This window comes from Ruegeria sp. AM1 (assembly GCF_056540745.1).
Window position 1 is genome coordinate 1,043,248 of sequence record NZ_JBQFXH010000001.1, and the last position, 15,199, is coordinate 1,058,446.

At 57.6% G+C, this 15,199-nt stretch carries 17 protein-coding genes; 6 read left to right on the plus strand and 11 right to left on the minus strand.

All coding sequences use genetic code 11. The features are described from left to right. Entirely contained in the window at positions 1 to 1,131 is a 1,131-nt protein-coding gene (tgt, locus tag ACR0I7_RS05230) for a tRNA guanosine(34) transglycosylase Tgt (protein WP_480509105.1), read from the minus strand. 63 nt (positions 1,132 to 1,194) lie between these two features. Beyond that, the gene (locus ACR0I7_RS05235; RefSeq protein ID WP_480509107.1) at positions 1,195 to 2,106 is read right to left on the minus strand and encodes a nucleoside hydrolase; all 912 of its coding nucleotides are present in this window, start codon (positions 2,104 to 2,106) and stop codon (positions 1,195 to 1,197) included. A 175-nt stretch (positions 2,107 to 2,281) separates the two neighbouring features. On the opposite strand from ACR0I7_RS05235, the gene ACR0I7_RS05240 reads away from it, so the two are divergent. The 3 genes from ACR0I7_RS05240 (at position 2,282) to ACR0I7_RS05250 (ending at position 3,909) form a co-directional block, all read left to right on the plus strand. Further along, positions 2,282 to 3,172: an SPFH domain-containing protein gene (locus tag ACR0I7_RS05240; RefSeq protein WP_480509109.1), complete on the plus strand. Its 891-nt coding sequence runs from the start codon at positions 2,282 to 2,284 to the stop codon at positions 3,170 to 3,172. Beyond that, positions 3,172 to 3,450 carry an NfeD family protein gene (locus ACR0I7_RS05245; RefSeq protein WP_480509111.1) on the plus strand — a complete coding sequence of 93 codons (279 nt, stop codon included), beginning with the start codon at positions 3,172 to 3,174 and terminating at the stop codon, positions 3,448 to 3,450. Before ACR0I7_RS05240 ends, ACR0I7_RS05245 begins: the two co-directional genes overlap by 1 nt. A 96-nt stretch (positions 3,451 to 3,546) precedes the next feature. Next, the gene (locus ACR0I7_RS05250; protein ID WP_480509113.1) at positions 3,547 to 3,909 is read left to right on the plus strand and encodes an SUF system Fe-S cluster assembly protein; all 363 of its coding nucleotides are present in this window, start codon (positions 3,547 to 3,549) and stop codon (positions 3,907 to 3,909) included. Between the two features lie 278 nt (positions 3,910 to 4,187). Here ACR0I7_RS05250 and ACR0I7_RS05255 read toward each other — a convergent pair whose 3' ends face one another. Continuing rightward, a complete protein-coding gene (locus ACR0I7_RS05255; RefSeq protein WP_480509115.1) occupies positions 4,188 to 4,529 on the minus strand; it encodes a hypothetical protein in 342 nt (113 codons plus the stop codon). A gap of 199 nt (positions 4,530 to 4,728) precedes the next feature. Here ACR0I7_RS05255 and ACR0I7_RS05260 point away from each other — a divergent pair, with 199 nt between their 5' ends. Both ACR0I7_RS05260 and tpiA read left to right on the plus strand, forming a co-directional pair. Continuing rightward, positions 4,729 to 5,094 (plus strand): HesB/IscA family protein, encoded by a 366-nt coding sequence (locus ACR0I7_RS05260; RefSeq protein ID WP_480509117.1) that lies wholly within the window; start codon positions 4,729 to 4,731, stop codon positions 5,092 to 5,094. Between the two features lie 137 nt (positions 5,095 to 5,231). Further along, the gene (gene tpiA / locus ACR0I7_RS05265) at positions 5,232 to 5,981 is read left to right on the plus strand and encodes a triose-phosphate isomerase (RefSeq protein WP_480509119.1); all 750 of its coding nucleotides are present in this window, start codon (positions 5,232 to 5,234) and stop codon (positions 5,979 to 5,981) included. A gap of 19 nt (positions 5,982 to 6,000) precedes the next feature. Here the strand turns inward: tpiA and ACR0I7_RS05270 are convergent, their stop codons facing one another. The 7 genes from ACR0I7_RS05270 to ACR0I7_RS05300 all read right to left on the minus strand — a co-directional run bounded on the left by ACR0I7_RS05270 (position 6,001) and on the right by ACR0I7_RS05300 (position 13,465). After that, positions 6,001 to 6,447: a nucleoside deaminase gene (locus ACR0I7_RS05270; protein WP_480509121.1), complete on the minus strand. Its 447-nt coding sequence runs from the start codon at positions 6,445 to 6,447 to the stop codon at positions 6,001 to 6,003. A 77-nt stretch (positions 6,448 to 6,524) separates the two neighbouring features. Beyond that, positions 6,525 to 6,836 (minus strand): DMT family transporter, encoded by a 312-nt coding sequence (locus ACR0I7_RS05275; RefSeq protein WP_480509123.1) that lies wholly within the window; start codon positions 6,834 to 6,836, stop codon positions 6,525 to 6,527. Positions 6,837 to 6,997: 161 nt separating this feature from the next. Then, positions 6,998 to 8,374: a TRAP transporter large permease gene (locus ACR0I7_RS05280; protein ID WP_480509125.1), complete on the minus strand. Its 1,377-nt coding sequence runs from the start codon at positions 8,372 to 8,374 to the stop codon at positions 6,998 to 7,000. Then, on the minus strand, positions 8,374 to 9,051 hold the full coding sequence (locus ACR0I7_RS05285; RefSeq protein WP_480509127.1) for a TRAP transporter small permease: 678 nt from the start codon (positions 9,049 to 9,051) through the stop codon (positions 8,374 to 8,376). Before ACR0I7_RS05285 ends, ACR0I7_RS05280 begins: the two co-directional genes overlap by 1 nt. Before the next feature lie 115 nt (positions 9,052 to 9,166). Next, complete coding sequence (locus ACR0I7_RS05290) at positions 9,167 to 10,168, minus strand: DctP family TRAP transporter solute-binding subunit (RefSeq protein WP_480509129.1); 1,002 nt, start codon at positions 10,166 to 10,168, stop codon at positions 9,167 to 9,169. 337 nt (positions 10,169 to 10,505) lie between these two features. Then, positions 10,506 to 11,735, minus strand: a complete 1,230-nt coding sequence (locus ACR0I7_RS05295; protein ID WP_480509131.1) for a sigma-54-dependent transcriptional regulator — start codon at positions 11,733 to 11,735, stop codon at positions 10,506 to 10,508. After that, the gene (locus tag ACR0I7_RS05300) at positions 11,732 to 13,465 is read right to left on the minus strand and encodes a sensor histidine kinase (RefSeq protein WP_480509133.1); all 1,734 of its coding nucleotides are present in this window, start codon (positions 13,463 to 13,465) and stop codon (positions 11,732 to 11,734) included. The genes ACR0I7_RS05295 and ACR0I7_RS05300 overlap by 4 nt, the downstream gene beginning before the upstream one ends. A gap of 48 nt (positions 13,466 to 13,513) precedes the next feature. Between ACR0I7_RS05300 and ACR0I7_RS05305 the strand changes: the two genes are divergently transcribed. Then, on the plus strand, positions 13,514 to 14,695 hold the full coding sequence (locus ACR0I7_RS05305; protein ID WP_480509135.1) for a cytochrome P450: 1,182 nt from the start codon (positions 13,514 to 13,516) through the stop codon (positions 14,693 to 14,695). A 14-nt stretch (positions 14,696 to 14,709) separates the two neighbouring features. Here the strand turns inward: ACR0I7_RS05305 and ACR0I7_RS05310 are convergent, their stop codons facing one another. After that, entirely contained in the window at positions 14,710 to 15,189 is a 480-nt protein-coding gene (locus ACR0I7_RS05310) for an Lrp/AsnC family transcriptional regulator (protein WP_480509137.1), read from the minus strand. Between the last annotated feature and the right edge of the window lie 10 nt (positions 15,190 to 15,199).

A 15,199-nucleotide genomic window follows, 5' to 3' on the forward strand; every position in this document is an offset into this window, starting at 1 on the left:
TCAGATCGGCTCGATGTCACCTTGTGCCCTGTGGGCGTGGAAATCAGCCTGCCATGCATCAAAAGTTCCCGCCGAGATGGCGTCGCGCATGCCCTGCATGATCTCCTGAAAATAATGCAGGTTATGCCAGGTCAGCAGCATGCCCGAGATCATCTCGTTCGAGCGGAACACATGGTGCAGATAGGCGCGCGAATAGTTCGAACAGGCCGGACATGTGCATTCTTCGTCCAGCGGGCGCGGATCATCTGCGTGGCGGGCGTTCTTGATATTGACCACGCCGCGCCGGGTGAACACCTGTCCCGTGCGCCCCGACCGTGAGGGCAGCACACAATCCATCATGTCGATGCCACGCGCCACCGCGCCAACAATATCATCGGGTTTCCCAACCCCCATCAGATATCGCGGCTTGTCGACGGGCAGATAATCGGGCGCATAGTCGAGGCATGAGAACATGGCCTCCTGCCCCTCACCCACGGCCAGCCCCCCCACGGCGTAGCCCTCAAACCCAATGTTCTTCAAAGCCTCGGCGCTTTCTTCGCGCAGGTCCTGTTCCAACCCGCCCTGCATGATGCCAAACAGCGCGTGGCCCGGTCTGTCTCCAAATGCGGCGCGCGAACGCTCTGCCCACCGCATCGACAGGCGCATCGACTCGGCGATGCGGTCGCGATCCGCCGGCAGCGCGGGGCATTCATCGAAACACATCACAATATCCGACCCCAGCAATCGTTGGATCTCCATCGAGCGTTCGGGGGTCAGTTCATGCTTGGACCCGTCGACATGCGATTTGAACGTCACGCCCTTTTCGGTCAGCTTGCGCAACCCGGCCAGAGACATAACCTGAAACCCGCCGGAATCCGTCAGAATCGGGCGCTCCCAGTTCATGAACTTGTGCAGCCCGCCCAAACGGTCGATCCGTTCGGCCGTCGGGCGCAACATCAGATGATAGGTGTTCCCCAGCAGAATGTCGGCCCCGGTTGCGCGCACACTCTCCGGCATCATGGCCTTGACCGTTGCCGCAGTGCCAACGGGCATGAACGCAGGCGTGCGAACCTCGCCCCGAGGGGTTTGGATCACGCCGGTGCGGGCTTTGCCATCGGTGGCCTTCAGTTCAAAGGAAAACTGCTGAGTCATATGAACGCCTCTGGTCGCTGAACCGGGCAGGCTTTGCCTCAGAAAGGTTGTGTTTGCAACCCGTCAGGGCAGCATTGCCACCCGTTCTGAGAACAGATCGACAACCCCCGCCCCATCCACATTCCTGCAGACCCGGACCGCAGGTCGCGACGGATCGGGCCGTGTCGCCCCCAATTCATCACCCTCCACTATCACCTGCAGGCCGGTTTCCACCGTCTCGAACATCGCTTCGTGGGTACAGGCGATCACAGCCGTGGAATCATGCAAACCGCATCCTTCCAGATTGCAGGCATCCTTGTAGAATCTGAGATAAAAGGCTGAAATGTCGCGCAAAAATGACCCGATATCGGGGGAACGCTGCGCCAGCGCCGCGAAATCCGAGGTTTCATAGAGCGTTTTCAACGTGACATCCAAACCCACCAGAACCGTGTCTGGCGGCGCGGCAAAGACCTCATCCGCGGCTTTCGGGTCGTGATAGATATTTGCTTCGGCGCTTTTGGTGATATTGCCCGCGCAAAAAACCGCGCCGCCCATAATGACGAGCCGCTTGATATTGGTGGCAAACGCAGGATCCAGACGCATCGCATCCGCGATATTGGTCAAGGGCCCGACAGCGCAGACCACCAGCTCTCCTTTGTGCTGCTGCGCCATATCGACCAGGAATTCAGCGGCGCTCAGACGATGGTTGGCGCCGATCTGAGGGATGTCGGTCAAATCACCAAAGCCTTCTGCCCCATGTACCGCGACCGACGGGGTATGCGCGTCCAATCCACGCGCATTGGCGGCACCTTCCGAAACCGGGAGGTCCAAGCCCAGCTTATGCAGCAAAAACCGGGCATTCCGGCTGGATTGATGCACATGCGTGTTGCCGAAAACGGTAGTCAGACCAATCAGGTCGATATCCGGTGCGGCCGCCGCATAGGCGATGGCGAGGGCATCGTCGATGCCGGGGTCAGTGTCGATAATCAGTTTCATCCCGCCCCGATAGCGCAACCAGCACGGGATGCAAAGCGGTCGCAATCAACAAAATCCGTGTCACACGACCCATTTCCGCCATAGGAATCCTGTTTAATTCCATCCATACCAGAGTTGAAATCAGACGACTCAACCATCAAATGTATACAATGGTACACAATAAATGAGGACAGTTATGACCGAAGACGAAATTATCGGGCTGCTTACATCAAACATCATTTACCTTCTCGCGGCGGTGCTTGTGATCATCGTTGTTCTCAAAGGGATCAAGATCGTTCCGCAATCCGAAAAATATGTGGTCGAACGGTTTGGGCGTCTGCATTCGGTGCTTGGCCCCGGGATCAACTTTATCGTTCCTTTTCTAGATGTTGCACGTCACAAGATATCCATTCTCGAGCGTCAGCTTCCGAACGCCACGCAGGATGCGATCACCAAGGACAACGTGTTGGTGCAAATCGACACCTCGGTGTTTTATCGCATTCTTGAACCGGAAAAGACGGTATACCGCATTCGGGACGTAGACGGCGCGATCGCCACCACCGTTGCAGGTATCGTGCGTGCAGAAATTGGTAAGATGGACCTTGATGAGGTACAGTCAAACCGCGCGCAGCTGATCACTCGCATTCAGGAAAGCGTGGAAACCGCTGTTGATGACTGGGGCATCGAGGTTACCCGCGCCGAGATTCTGGACGTAAATCTGGATCAGGCGACGCGCGACGCGATGCTGCAGCAGCTGAACGCCGAACGCGCCCGCCGCGCACAGGTCACCGAGGCCGAAGGTCAGAAACGCGCCGTTGAATTGCAGGCGGATGCCGAGCTTTACGCGGCAGAGCAAACCGCCAAGGCGCGCCGTATTCAGGCCGAGGCCGAAGCCTACGCCACCGAAGTTGTTGCGAAGGCGATTCAGGACAACGGCATCGAGGCCGCGCAATATCAGGTTGCGCTGAAACAGGTTGAGTCGCTGAACGCGCTGGGCAATGGTACAGGTAAGCAAACGATTGTGTTGCCTGCAAATGCGATCGAAGCCTTTGGCGATGCGTTCAAAATGTTGAAAGGCGGCAAGTAATGGCAGACCCCTTCTGGCTGACATGGTGGCTTTGGCTGGCCGGCGCGCTGGCCTTGGGCATACTCGAGGTCATGCTGCCCGGTTTCATCTTCCTTGGCTTTGCTATCGGTGCTGCGATCACGGGTATTCTGCTGGCCATTCCGGGTGTTGCGCCCCCTCTCGCGGTCCTGCTGCTGATGTTTGCGGTCTTGTCGCTGATCGCATGGCTGGTGCTGCGCCGGATGTTTGCCCTACCCCACGGTCAGGTCAAAACCTTCAAGCACGATATCAACGACTGAACAATGCTGGCGCCCGAATGCGGGCGCCATTGCCCCTCTGGACGCTGACCGGGGCTTTCCCTATATAATTCGTCAGGTAACAGTCCCGAGGCATCAATGACCCACCCAAGTGAACATCTTGAAGGTACCCCGCTGATCGCACCTTCAACCGTCGAACACCCCCTGTATGATCAGGTGGTCGAGGCCTGCCGGTCGGTGTTTGATCCGGAAATTCCGGTGAATATCTATGACCTTGGACTGATTTATACCATTGATATCGCACAAGATAACGCAGTCAAAGTGATCATGACGCTCACCGCACCCGGCTGTCCCGTGGCAGGCGAGATGCCCGGCTGGCTGGTCGAGGCCATCAGCCCGGTGGCAGGCGTGAAAGACGTCGATGTCGAAATCACGTGGGAGCCCCCCTGGGGTATGGAGATGATGTCCGACGAGGCGCGTCTTGAACTGGGCTTTATGTAACCCGACGCTTTTGCACTCTTAAATCGGCGATCTGTCATAAAACGGTAATCTGCGCGTTACCCTTTCTTCCTTTGTTTGTCACATGGATGCAGGACAAACTGCGTGCGTCGGTCGCGCTGGCATCAGATGCGCGCAGAAACTATCTGCCATCCAGTCAAAAGGATGCGTGGCAATCGAACGCGTGGGCTCTGTCACTGTCTGCCCCAAAAATTCCGAGCCCGAATTCGGACCGCTCTTGCCCGAGGGCGGTCCTTTTACACTTCAAGAGGATACAGTCGTTAGCTAATGTTACACTCTGCCTTAATCTGCGCGGATCGCTCATCAAGCTGCTTGATGTAATCCCCTGACAACATCTTGAGCCTTTTGTTCTCGGTCCCGGAAACCAACCCCAGCAGCGCACCTGCCGGAGTGATGGCAGTAACGCTTTCAACCTGTTGATCCTGGGCATGCTTTTTCTCGGCAGCGATAGCCCGCAAATCCCCCTCGGCGGTGGTGCAGTTGACCGGATGGCGCTTGTCCCCTCCGGCGGCTGAGACTGCAACCGCGGATGCGATCAGGACCATACCGCCAAACAACAGCACAGAACGGGCAGATTTGCGGCCAAATATAAATCCAGACATTCGATATCGCCTCTGTAAGATCAAGTTGGCGCCCCTAAACTCAAGGGCTGATCCAACGCTAATACCATTGCCGGAAGTGACGCAAGGATGGGTTTGCCCGATCACTTCCGCGAAATCTGAGGTCTTGCCTACCACTCTGACTTGAGCAGAGCGTCCGTCGGCCCTAGATTAGGGGAAACGCCCGACTACGGAGACCACAATGTTTGGAGTTCCCGGCAAACAGGCCGTGACCATAACGGCTAAAGCCGCAGAGCAGATCGTCCGTCTGATGACCTCGGGGGGGCATGCAGGTCTGCGCATCGGCGTCAAAAAGGGCGGATGTGCTGGTATGGAATACACGATGGACTATGTCGATCAGGCAGATTCAAACGACGAAGTGGTCGAACAGGACGGCGCGCGCGTCATGATCGCCCCCATGGCGCAGATGTTTCTGTTCGGGACCGAAATCGACTATGAGGTCTCGCTTTTGGAATCGGGTTTTAAATTCCGCAATCCCAATGTGGTTGATGCCTGTGGCTGCGGCGAATCCATCAAGTTTGACGAAAGCCTCGCACCGCAGAGCTGACCGCAGCCTGTTTTCATTTTAACGGATACTTAGGCCCCCTTCAGTGTGGGCTCCGCGAATGTTCAAGCGGAATTGTCACTGATCGTATAGGGTGTTAACTGGCATAGTGACGCTCGAACGATCAGGGAGATACCGATATGCGGCGCAAGCTGGCGGCAGGCAATTGGAAGATGAATGGCACAGGGTCGGCTTTGGCTCAGCTCCAGGCGCTGGCGCAAGCGCACCCTGCCCCGACGGTCGATGTATTGATCTGCCCCCCCGCGACATTGCTGCACCGAGCCTCTGAAACCGTTGAAGGAACAGGCATTGCTGTCGGAGGACAGGACTGCCATGCCGAGGTATCGGGTGCGCATACAGGTGATCTGAGCGCCGAGATGTTGAAAGACGCAGGCGCGGGCGCGGTCATTCTGGGCCATTCCGAACGTCGCGAGGATCACGGCGAACAGAACGAAGATGTCCGGGCCAAAGCCCGTGCCGCGATGGAGGCCGGGTTGGTCGCCATCATCTGCGTCGGCGAAAGTCTGGAACAACGCGAGGCCGCGAACACGCTGGACATCATCGGAGGCCAGATGTCCGGATCGATCCCGGACCAGTCCACTGGCGAAAACCTTGTGGTGGCGTATGAGCCGATCTGGGCCATTGGAACCGGCAAGGTTCCGACACTGGAAGAAATCGGAGAAGTCCACGACTTCATCCGCAGCCGTCTGGAACGTCGCTTTGGCGAAGGCGTGGGGCGTTCTGTGCGTCTGCTCTATGGTGGATCCGTCAAGCCCGGCAATGCGTCCGACATCTTTGCTGTGTCCAACGTTGACGGGGCGCTTGTAGGTGGCGCCAGCCTGAAGGCCGAGGATTTTTCGGGGATCATCCAGGCACTGGAAAACGCGTAACGCGCAAACGAACCTCGCGCTATTCAGCGATATCTTCGGCCCACAGCTCGGGCTTTTCTTCGATGAAACGCTTCATGAGCGCGATGCAATCAGGGTCTTCCGCAAGGATGACCTCAACGCCACGCTCGCGCAGGAACGCCTCGTTACCACCAAAGTTCTGAGTATCGCCAATCACAATGCGTGGAATGCCAAACTGAACGATCGTACCCGCGCACATCATGCAGGGCGAAAGTGAGGTGTACAGCACCGTATCGCGATAGGTCTTCTGACGCCCAGCCTTGCGCAGGGCATCCATTTCGCCATGGGCAATCGGATCGCCCTTTTGCACCCTTTGATTGCGCCCCTGCCCGATCACCTGCCCCTTGCGGGCCAGAACTGATCCGATCGGGCATCCGCCCTCATCAAACCCGGCCTTGGCTTCCTGATAGGCTATACGCAACAGCTGCGCGTCTGTCTGTGTAAGCATCGTGGCACCGCTATGGTAATTTCTAAGACAGCCTGCCGAAAGCCGAGGCGGTGGTCAACGGCAGGCTGGGTCCGGGTTCAGGCCATCTTCATGGTGATCATGCCAACAACGATCAGCGCAGCCGCCAACAGTCTCATCGGTGTCAGCGCCTCGCCCAACAACATTACGCCCACCAGAAACGCGCCAACCGCGCCAATTCCGGTCCAGATCACATAGGCCGTGCCCAGCGGCAGCGTCCGCATTGCAAGAGCTAGCAGCCCAAAAGAGCCCATCATAGAGACCCCCATGATGGCGGTGGGCCATAAACGTGTGAAACCCGCGGATTGCTTCATCGCAACGGCCCACACGATTTCGAGCAGGCCAGCACATAACAGATATATCCAGGACATAAGGAAACCTCTGACACATTCGGGTCGTCCCGAAACTGTTTCCAAGATGGAGAGGTCGTCCTCAACCCCTGATCTAAGAAGTGCGGCACTGGGTTCAAGGGCTCAAACGTAAAAAAGCCGGGCGAACCTGTCGCCCGGCTTTTGAAATCGCATCTGTCGATCTAGTTGGTCACAATCTCTGGCCCCATAAAGGTATTGGGCAGGAATGTGGATATCCACGGTATGTAGGTGACCATGATCAGGAAGACGAACAGAACGGCCAGGAAAGGTAGCGCAGCCTTTACCACACCCATCATGGGCATCCCCGCGACACCGGAGGTGACGAACAGGTTCAGACCAACCGGAGGCGTGATCATCCCGATCTCCATATTAACGACCATGATGATACCCAGGTGGATCGGGTCAATGCCCAGTTCGATGGCAATCGGGAACACCAGCGGTGCAACGATCACCAACAGGCCCGAAGGCTCCATGAACTGGCCACCAATCAAAAGGATCACGTTGACGACGATCAGGAAGGTGACCGGCCCCAGCCCCGCTGACAACATCGCCTCGGCAATGTGCTGCGGTACTTGTTCGTCGGTCAGAACGTGCTTCAAGATCAGCGCGTTGGCGATCACGAACAGCAGCGTCACGGTCAGCTTCCCGGCCTCGAACAACGTATGCTTGGTGTCAGGATGCACAAACGCGGTGATCAGGGCATAGGGCTTTTTCAGCAAAGAATGGTTGCGCGCGCCCTCTTCGGTATGCAGCGGCCCCATATCCTTGTAGACAAAGCTGGCGATGAAGAAGGCATAGACCGCAGCCACGGCGGCGGCTTCGGTCGGGGTGAATATCCCGCCATAGATGCCGCCCAAAATGATCACGATCAGGAACAGACCCCAACCGGCCTCGCGGGCCGAGGTGAAGATTTCTCCCCAGCCTTTCCAGTCGCCTTTGGGCAGGTTTTTGACCTTGGCCATGACGTAGATCGTGACCATCAGCATCAGACCCGCCATCAGACCGGGGATAACCCCCGCCAGGAACATACGCCCGACCGAGACCTCGACGGCTGCGGCATAGACCACCATCACGATTGAGGGCGGGATCAGGATACCCAGCGTACCGGCGTTACAGATCACGCCAGCGGCGAATTCCTTGGAATACCCAACCTGCCGCATTCCCGCGATAACGATAGAACCGATGGCCACCACCGTCGCCGGAGAGGACCCGGACAGAGCCGCAAACAGCATACAGGCAAAGACACCCGCAATGGCCAGGCCGCCGGGCAAATGCCCCACGCAAGCAATCGAGAAACGGATAATCCGCCGCGCCACGCCACCGGTCGTCATGAAGGACGAGGCGAGGATAAAGAACGGGATCGCCAGCAGTGTGAAATGCCCCTCGAACGCCTCAAACAGCGTTCCGGCCACAGAGGCCAGCGAACTGTCGGAATACATCAGCAGGAACAGGGTGGAGCTTAGGCCCAGAGCAACCGCTATCGGAACGCCGATCAGCAGCAGGCCGATGACCATGGAAAACAGAATTACAACATCCATCAGTCATGCTCTCCTTGCTGAGCGCGCACTTCTTCGATCTCGTCCTCGACCTCGTGGCTGGCAACGATCCGGTCGGTTTCACCACGCCAGATTTGCACAGCTGCCTGCGTAAAGCGGATCACAAGCAACAGCATGGAAACAGGCAAAACCAGATAGGGGATGACTTTGGGCAGCTTCTCATACCCTTCGCCATAGTTGATCATGTCTTCCAGAAACCGCAGAGGGGCGACCATGGGGATGTCGTCCACCTCGTAAAAGCTCTGACTGCGGGCATCCACATTGAACCCCGTCGGGAACCAGCGGCCCGAGGTCGGTGGTAGATCCGCAAAGACCGCCCAATAATCATAGGCGCCTTTGAGCATCAGCAGCGAAAACACCAGACAACAGCCCACAGCGATCAGCGCCATGATCCTGCGCGGCGCTGGCGCGAGCATATTCAGGATGGCATCAACACCCAGATGAGCATGCTTTTTTATCGCATAGGACGCGCCCAGCAGAACCAGCCAGCCAAAGGTGAACACCGTCAGTTCAAGCGCCCACAAAATGTTCGAGTTGAAAACAAATCGCGCGATCACGTTGGCGAATGTAACGGCCGTCATCAGGCCCAACAGCAACGCGATCAGGGTTTCTTCGATTTGGTCGATCAGCCCTGGTGGGCCGGACCTTGCACCAGACATCTCATTGTCCCCATAATTTTTTGATGAGAGGAGTGTTGGCGGGCCTCATTCGGCCCGCCTGAGCTGCGCGTCCGTAACTCCCCAGTCCCCCGGACGACGCAGTCTGCAAAACGGCTCAGAACCCGGCGTTGATCGCCTGTGCGGCGTCGATCTTGTCCTGACCAACATCGCCTGCAAACTGATCCCAAACCGGTTTCATCGCGTCGACCCAGGCCTGACGCTGCTCGGGGTTCAGATCGCGAATGATACCGCCCGCATCGGTGATCGATGCTTTGGCCGCTTCGTTCACCGCAAAGGCTTCTTTGTTCCGGGTCTCTGTCACCTCGGCCAGAATGGTCGTGAACTGATCACGGACCTCAGGATCAAGGCTGTCCAGCCAGTCCACCGATGTCACGACCAGATAGTCGATTATACCGTGATTGGTCTCGGTGATGCCGTCCTGCACTTCGAAGAACTTCTTGCCGTAGATGTTCGACCAGGTGTTTTCCTGTCCGTCCACAACGCCCTGCTGCAGCGCGCCATAGACTTCCGAGAACGCCATCTTTTGCGGGCTGCCGCCGATGGCTTCCATCTGTGCAACCAGAACGTCCGAGGACTGAACCCGGAACTTAAGGCCATCTGCATCGGATGGATCAACCAGGGGTTTGTTAGCCGACATCTGCTTCATGCCATTGTGCCAGAAGGCCAGCCCCTGCAGACCGCGACGCTGCATGCTGTCTTTCATCGCCTGACCTTCAGCCGAGGCCTGGAACGCGTCGACCGCTTCGATGTTCTTGAACATGAATGGCAGGTCGAACAGACGGAACTGCTTGGTGAACTTTTCGAATTTCGAAAGCGACGGGGCCGCCAGCTGAACGTCGCCCTGCAACATCGCCTCGAGCACTTTGTCGTCGTTGTAGAGGGTCGAGTTCGGATACACCTCAACACACATGACGCCGTTCATCTCGTCATTCACGCGCTGTTCCAGCAAAGAGGCAGCAATACCCTTGGGGTGTTTGTCGGTGTTGGTGACATGCGCGAACTTGACGACGATCTCACCATCGTCACAAGCCGCAAAACCAGCCGTCGCAGTTACAGTCAGAGCAACCGCAGTTGCAGCCGTTGTCAGGAATTTCATCAGTCTTTTCCTCCCAGACTTCCTTGGAAATTCTTCCCGGACGCCAAAACAGCGTCACATAGCGGGCAGTGAACCGAATCGGGCCCGGTCGCTCAACCTTTTGCACCAGATTCGCGAGAATTGCCTATTTGTCATTAATTTCAGAGTTTTATATAGGTTTATCTCGAACACCGCTTAAGATGCACCCAGGCGGTGTGCGGAATTCCGCACGCGCCCGCCGACATTTGTGCGAGATTCCGCACATTTTTCGAATCGCAACTACGAATCGCTTAAATACAAGGTGATAGGGCTGGCAGCGCTGCCCTTGCCATCACGCCGCCTCGCACCACGCGGTCCCTCACCTGCGATAGTCCTCGGGCCGGATCTGATACCGCGCGAGCTTATCATAGAGTGTCTTACGGGGCAGCTTGAGCGCCTTGGCCGCGTCGGCGGCTTTGCCGTTATGCCGCCCCAGCGCGGCTATCAAAAGAGAGCGCTCAACTCGGGCCATCTGCTCGCTCAGACCAAGATCACTGGCCCGCGAGACTTCTTCGGGCATACCCAGCACAAAGCGCATCGCGGCAGACATCAGCGACCTTGCGTTTCCCGGCCAGTCGCCAACCATGAGCGACGCCAGATGTTCCGAGCTTATCTCAGGCTGCGCGATGCCCGCCTGCTCCGCAGCTTGTGCCACATAGTGCTTGAAAATCACCGGGATATCCTCGGGCCGCTCAGCAAGCGAAGGGATGCGGACACGCATCACATCCAGCCTGTAGAACAGATCAGCAAGAAACCGTCCCTGAGACGACAGTTCCGCCAGATCAGCGGTAGTTCCTGCAATGATGCGTATCCCGCTGCCCTGCTCGATCAACTCCAGCGCTGAATACTGCGTATCTTCGGGCATTGCGGACACTTCGTCCAGAAACAGCGATCCCCCCGCCGCATCGGTGCATACGCGCCACAACTCTTCCGGGGTCAAACGGGCTGCAGGTCGTTTGACAAACGGCCCCTGCCCGACCGGTGACATCAGGTGGATCACTTCAGCGACCTTAGAGATACCGCTGCCGGGCGGGCCGGTTACCAAAACCTCAGCATCGGTGGGCGCCACACTGCGCACGCGCTCGCGCATCTCTTCGGCCTGAGCGGAAAGGCCAAACAGCATCCGCGCCGCAGGATCACCTCGCTCCAGCTCGGTTTTGAGCGCGCGTTGTGCGACAACATCGCCACGGGCGGCAAAGGCACGGTCGAGCACGGATAGCAGATCGGCGGCGGCACAAGGTTTCTCCAGAAAGTCGAAGGCCCCTTTTCCCATGGCCTGAACCGCCATTGGTATGTCGCCCTCTCCGGTCAGAAGGATCACGGGCAGTTCGGGGTCGACCTCCTGCGCATAAGACAAAAGGTGAAATCCGTCGCGCCCCGGCATTCTGATATCCGAGACGATAACACCGGGGAAATCGGCATTTATGTGATTTTTTGCGGCGACAAATGAGCTGGCGGCCACCGGGGCATAGTCCGCCAGTTCCAGCGTCTGCGACAACGCTTCGCGCACGGCAGCATCGTCATCGACCAAAAGCACCTTACGGATCATGCGACTTTGCCTTCTGTGAAGTACTCCAGCTCAACAGTGAACATCGCGCCTTGCTGGGTGTTCGACCCGCGGATATTGCCACCAAAGCTTTGCACAAGACCATATGAGATCGACAGCCCGAGGCCCATCCCTTCCGAAGATCCCACGGCTTTTGTCGAATAAAAGGGTTCAAACAGCTTTTCCGTATTCTCGATACCGGGCCCGATGTCCTGCACCGTCACGGTCAGCCGCTTACCTTTGTTGATTGCGATGCGGATTTGCCGTTCGTCCTGCTGGCTCATGGCATCTGCGGCGTTGTTGATCAGGTTCACAAAGACCTGCACCAAACGCACTTCGCCACCCCATGCATGGACAGGATCATCGTCGGGCTGCCAATCCAGCTTCACGTTATCGGCGCGCAATCGTGCCTCAGTCAGCTCGATCGCGGTATTGATGACCTCAACCAGATCAACCTTGCCCATCGGCTCGCTTTCGTTGCGTGCAAAGGACCTAAGGTTCTTGATGATACGCGCCATGCGGACAGCCATGTCCGAAATTCGCTCCAGATTTTCGGTGGCTTTTTCATTGCTGCCCCGATCAAGAAATGCGGAACCATTATCTGCATACTGCCGGATCGCCATCAGAGGCTGGTTCAATTCATGACTGATCCCCGCAGACATCTGCCCCAGCGCGCTCAGCTTACCGGCCTGAACCAAATCCGCCTGGGCACGCTTAAGCGCGGCCTCAGCCTCAAGCCGTTCGGCGACTTCGCGGCGCAGCGCGACATTGGCAGCGGTCAATGCGCGCGTCCGTTGCGCGACACGGCTTTCCAAAACCGCATTGGCGTCAGCCAGAGTGCGGCGTCGTTCCGTCGCCAGATATAACAACGCACCAAATGCCAAACAGATCGCCGCCACTGCGGCAGCCTGCGACGCGGCCAGTCGGCGCGCAGGGGCGACGTCCATCAAAACCTCTCCGGTCATTCCAATCACCGGCAACTCGCGCGTCAAATGCAGTGCCCGCGCCGGCAGGTACGGCCCCCACCCGATACGCCACAGATTGTGTGGCCCCAACCGACCCGAAGAGAAATCAACGGCAACCCCATCCGGGGGCGTCAGCCCCGTTTGGCCATCACGTCGCTGCCAGAACAACAATTCTGACCGGCTGGTGATAAAGACAAGACCTGTCTCATCGACAAAAAAGACGGCCTCGGTGCTGCCGCGCCATGCGCTTTCGACGTCTTCCATATCAGCAATGACCATCAGCGCGCCGATGATCTGCCCATCAGGACCAAATGAAGGGGCGGCGTAGGAATAGATACGATTTCGCGCACCTGACAGCACACCATGCGAGCTGCCCAAAGCGCCGTGCATGGCACGCTCGAACGCCGGGTGATCACGAATACTGCCCTGCACAACGTCGTGCGCCGCAGCAAGAACCTGTCCGTTGGCATCCGCGTAAATCACATCAACGGCTGCTGTTTTGTCGGCGACTTCCAGCAACAGGGCCTGCACCGCCTGCCTGTTCGACGGATCATCAAGCTGCCGCAAGACCGGGTGATCCGCCATCAGAACAGCGAGCTCCTGATAGACCTGCAACTGAGAGCTCAGCCCATCTGAGGCAAGCGCCAGATCTGCCTCGGCCTTTTCGCTTAGCTGCGTCAGGGCCTGCCGATAGCCATACGACCAGACAACGGCCGACAACAGCGCGACCGCAATGAGATATCCAGCGATGATCCAAAATCGTTGCATCAGAGATCGGTCTTGCATTCAGCGCGCGCCATGGCAAGTCTGCGCCGCATGAAAACACTTTGCCAGTCGCCCACAGACCCGACCTTTGCGCAAGACCCCTACCCCTTTTATGATAGGGCGCGCAGCTTTGGCGATCTTGTCTTCTGGGAAGACTATGGAGTGCCTGCGGCGGTTTCTCATTGTGCGGTGCAGACGCTGTTTCGGGATCGGCGCTTTGGTCGTGAGATACCACCGGAGCTGACCGTTGAAGGACCAAGTCACCTGGCACCGTGGCTGATGGTCGAACATAACTCATTGCTCGAGGCGGAGCCGCCCCGCCATACCAGGCTGCGTTCATTGGTCCTGCGCGCCTTTACGTCGCGCGCCATCACCGCGCTGAGCCCATCCATTGCGAACCTGTGCCATGAGTTGATTGATGAGTTTACAGGCCCCTCTTTTGATGTGCTGGAGGCTTATTGCACACAGATCCCGGTGATAACGATCTGCCGCCTGCTTGGCGTGCCAGAAGAGATGGCGCCACATCTGCTCCGCTGGTCCCACGACATGGTGGCGATGTACCAAACAGGACGCACGCGCGAGACTGAAGAGACAGCAGCCCGGTCATCGCAAGAGTTTACTGACTTTCTCGACGACTACATCCGACAACGCCGCAAAGAGTCACGCGACGATCTGATAACCCGGTTGATTGCCGCGGAAGAGGATGGCGACAAGCTCTCGCGCGATGAGTTGATCGCGACCTGCATTCTGCTTTTGAATGCCGGGCACGAAGCGACGGTACATGCGCTGGGCAATGGTCTGAAGACGCTTTTGCAAACCGGGATCGGCCCAGAGGCGTTGGTGCCCGAGGCACTGGACTGTACCATCGAGGAAATTCTGCGGTTTGACCCACCGCTGCACATGTTCACACGCTATGCATATGAAGATGTTGAGCTGTTCGGGCACAGTTTTGCTCGCGGGGACCAGGTGGCGTTGCTGTTGGGCGCCGCCAATCGCGATCCATCTGTATGGAGCGCGCCCGCACGTTTCGACCCGACCCGCGCGATCACAACCAACACCAGCTTTGGCGGAGGCCTGCATTTCTGTGTCGGCGCTCCGCTGGCGCGCCTCGAGATGCGTATCGCGCTTCCGATCTTATTTGATCGTTGCCCTGATCTGCGTCTGGCCGGGATGCCCAGCTATTCAGACAGCTACCATTTTCACGGCCTGACCAAGCTGATCGTGGACATCTGATCAGGTCAGCCTGTTTAGTCTTCGGACAATGCATTCAGAGGCAGCATTGTGGTCGACTTGATCTCTTCCATCGACAGCAGCGCGGTCACGTTATGGACCCGCACTTCGGTTATCAGCGTTTGATAAAAAGCGTCGTAGGCACGGGCGTTTTTGACACGCACCTTGAGGATATAATCGATGTCACCGGCCAACCTGTGCGCCTCCTGCACTTCGGGCCGGTCACGCAGCGCTTTCAGAAAACGTCTTTGCCAATCTGCTTCATGTTCAGACGTTCTGATCAACACGAAAAAAGTCGCCTCAAACCCAAGTGCTTCGGCATCCAGCAGCACGGTTTGCTGACCGATTACACCAGCGCCCCTCAGCTTGCGAATACGATTCCAGACCGGGGTCTTAGAACTGCCGACTCTGGCCGCGATTTCGTCCAGCGACTGGCTGGCGTCGCGCTGCAACTCGGCCAGAATTTTCCGATCCGTGCCGTCTATTCGCACTGACATTCCAAGATTC

Bases quoted from the DNA above. Each gene is read 5' to 3' on its own strand.
- tpiA (WP_480509119.1), top strand. From the start codon at position 5,232: ATGCGGCGCAAGCTGGCGGCAGGCAATTGGAAGATGAATGGCACAGGG.
- ACR0I7_RS05290 (WP_480509129.1), bottom strand. From the start codon at position 10,168: ATGAAATTCCTGACAACGGCTGCAACTGCGGTTGCTCTGACTGTAACT.
- ACR0I7_RS05270 (WP_480509121.1), bottom strand. From the start codon at position 6,447: ATGCTTACACAGACAGACGCGCAGCTGTTGCGTATAGCCTATCAGGAA.
- ACR0I7_RS05240 (WP_480509109.1), top strand. From the start codon at position 2,282: ATGACCGAAGACGAAATTATCGGGCTGCTTACATCAAACATCATTTAC.
- ACR0I7_RS05280 (WP_480509125.1), bottom strand. From the start codon at position 8,374: ATGGATGTTGTAATTCTGTTTTCCATGGTCATCGGCCTGCTGCTGATC.
- ACR0I7_RS05250 (WP_480509113.1), top strand. From the start codon at position 3,547: ATGACCCACCCAAGTGAACATCTTGAAGGTACCCCGCTGATCGCACCT.
- ACR0I7_RS05310 (WP_480509137.1), bottom strand. From the start codon at position 15,189: ATGTCAGTGCGAATAGACGGCACGGATCGGAAAATTCTGGCCGAGTTG.
- ACR0I7_RS05295 (WP_480509131.1), bottom strand. From the start codon at position 11,735: ATGATCCGTAAGGTGCTTTTGGTCGATGACGATGCTGCCGTGCGCGAA.
- ACR0I7_RS05260 (WP_480509117.1), top strand. From the start codon at position 4,729: ATGTTTGGAGTTCCCGGCAAACAGGCCGTGACCATAACGGCTAAAGCC.
- ACR0I7_RS05245 (WP_480509111.1), top strand. From the start codon at position 3,172: ATGGCAGACCCCTTCTGGCTGACATGGTGGCTTTGGCTGGCCGGCGCG.
- ACR0I7_RS05300 (WP_480509133.1), bottom strand. From the start codon at position 13,465: ATGCAACGATTTTGGATCATCGCTGGATATCTCATTGCGGTCGCGCTG.
- ACR0I7_RS05255 (WP_480509115.1), bottom strand. From the start codon at position 4,529: ATGTCTGGATTTATATTTGGCCGCAAATCTGCCCGTTCTGTGCTGTTG.
- tgt (WP_480509105.1), bottom strand. From the start codon at position 1,131: ATGACTCAGCAGTTTTCCTTTGAACTGAAGGCCACCGATGGCAAAGCC.
- ACR0I7_RS05285 (WP_480509127.1), bottom strand. From the start codon at position 9,051: ATGTCTGGTGCAAGGTCCGGCCCACCAGGGCTGATCGACCAAATCGAA.
- ACR0I7_RS05305 (WP_480509135.1), top strand. From the start codon at position 13,514: ATGAAAACACTTTGCCAGTCGCCCACAGACCCGACCTTTGCGCAAGAC.
- ACR0I7_RS05235 (WP_480509107.1), bottom strand. From the start codon at position 2,106: ATGAAACTGATTATCGACACTGACCCCGGCATCGACGATGCCCTCGCC.
- ACR0I7_RS05275 (WP_480509123.1), bottom strand. From the start codon at position 6,836: ATGTCCTGGATATATCTGTTATGTGCTGGCCTGCTCGAAATCGTGTGG.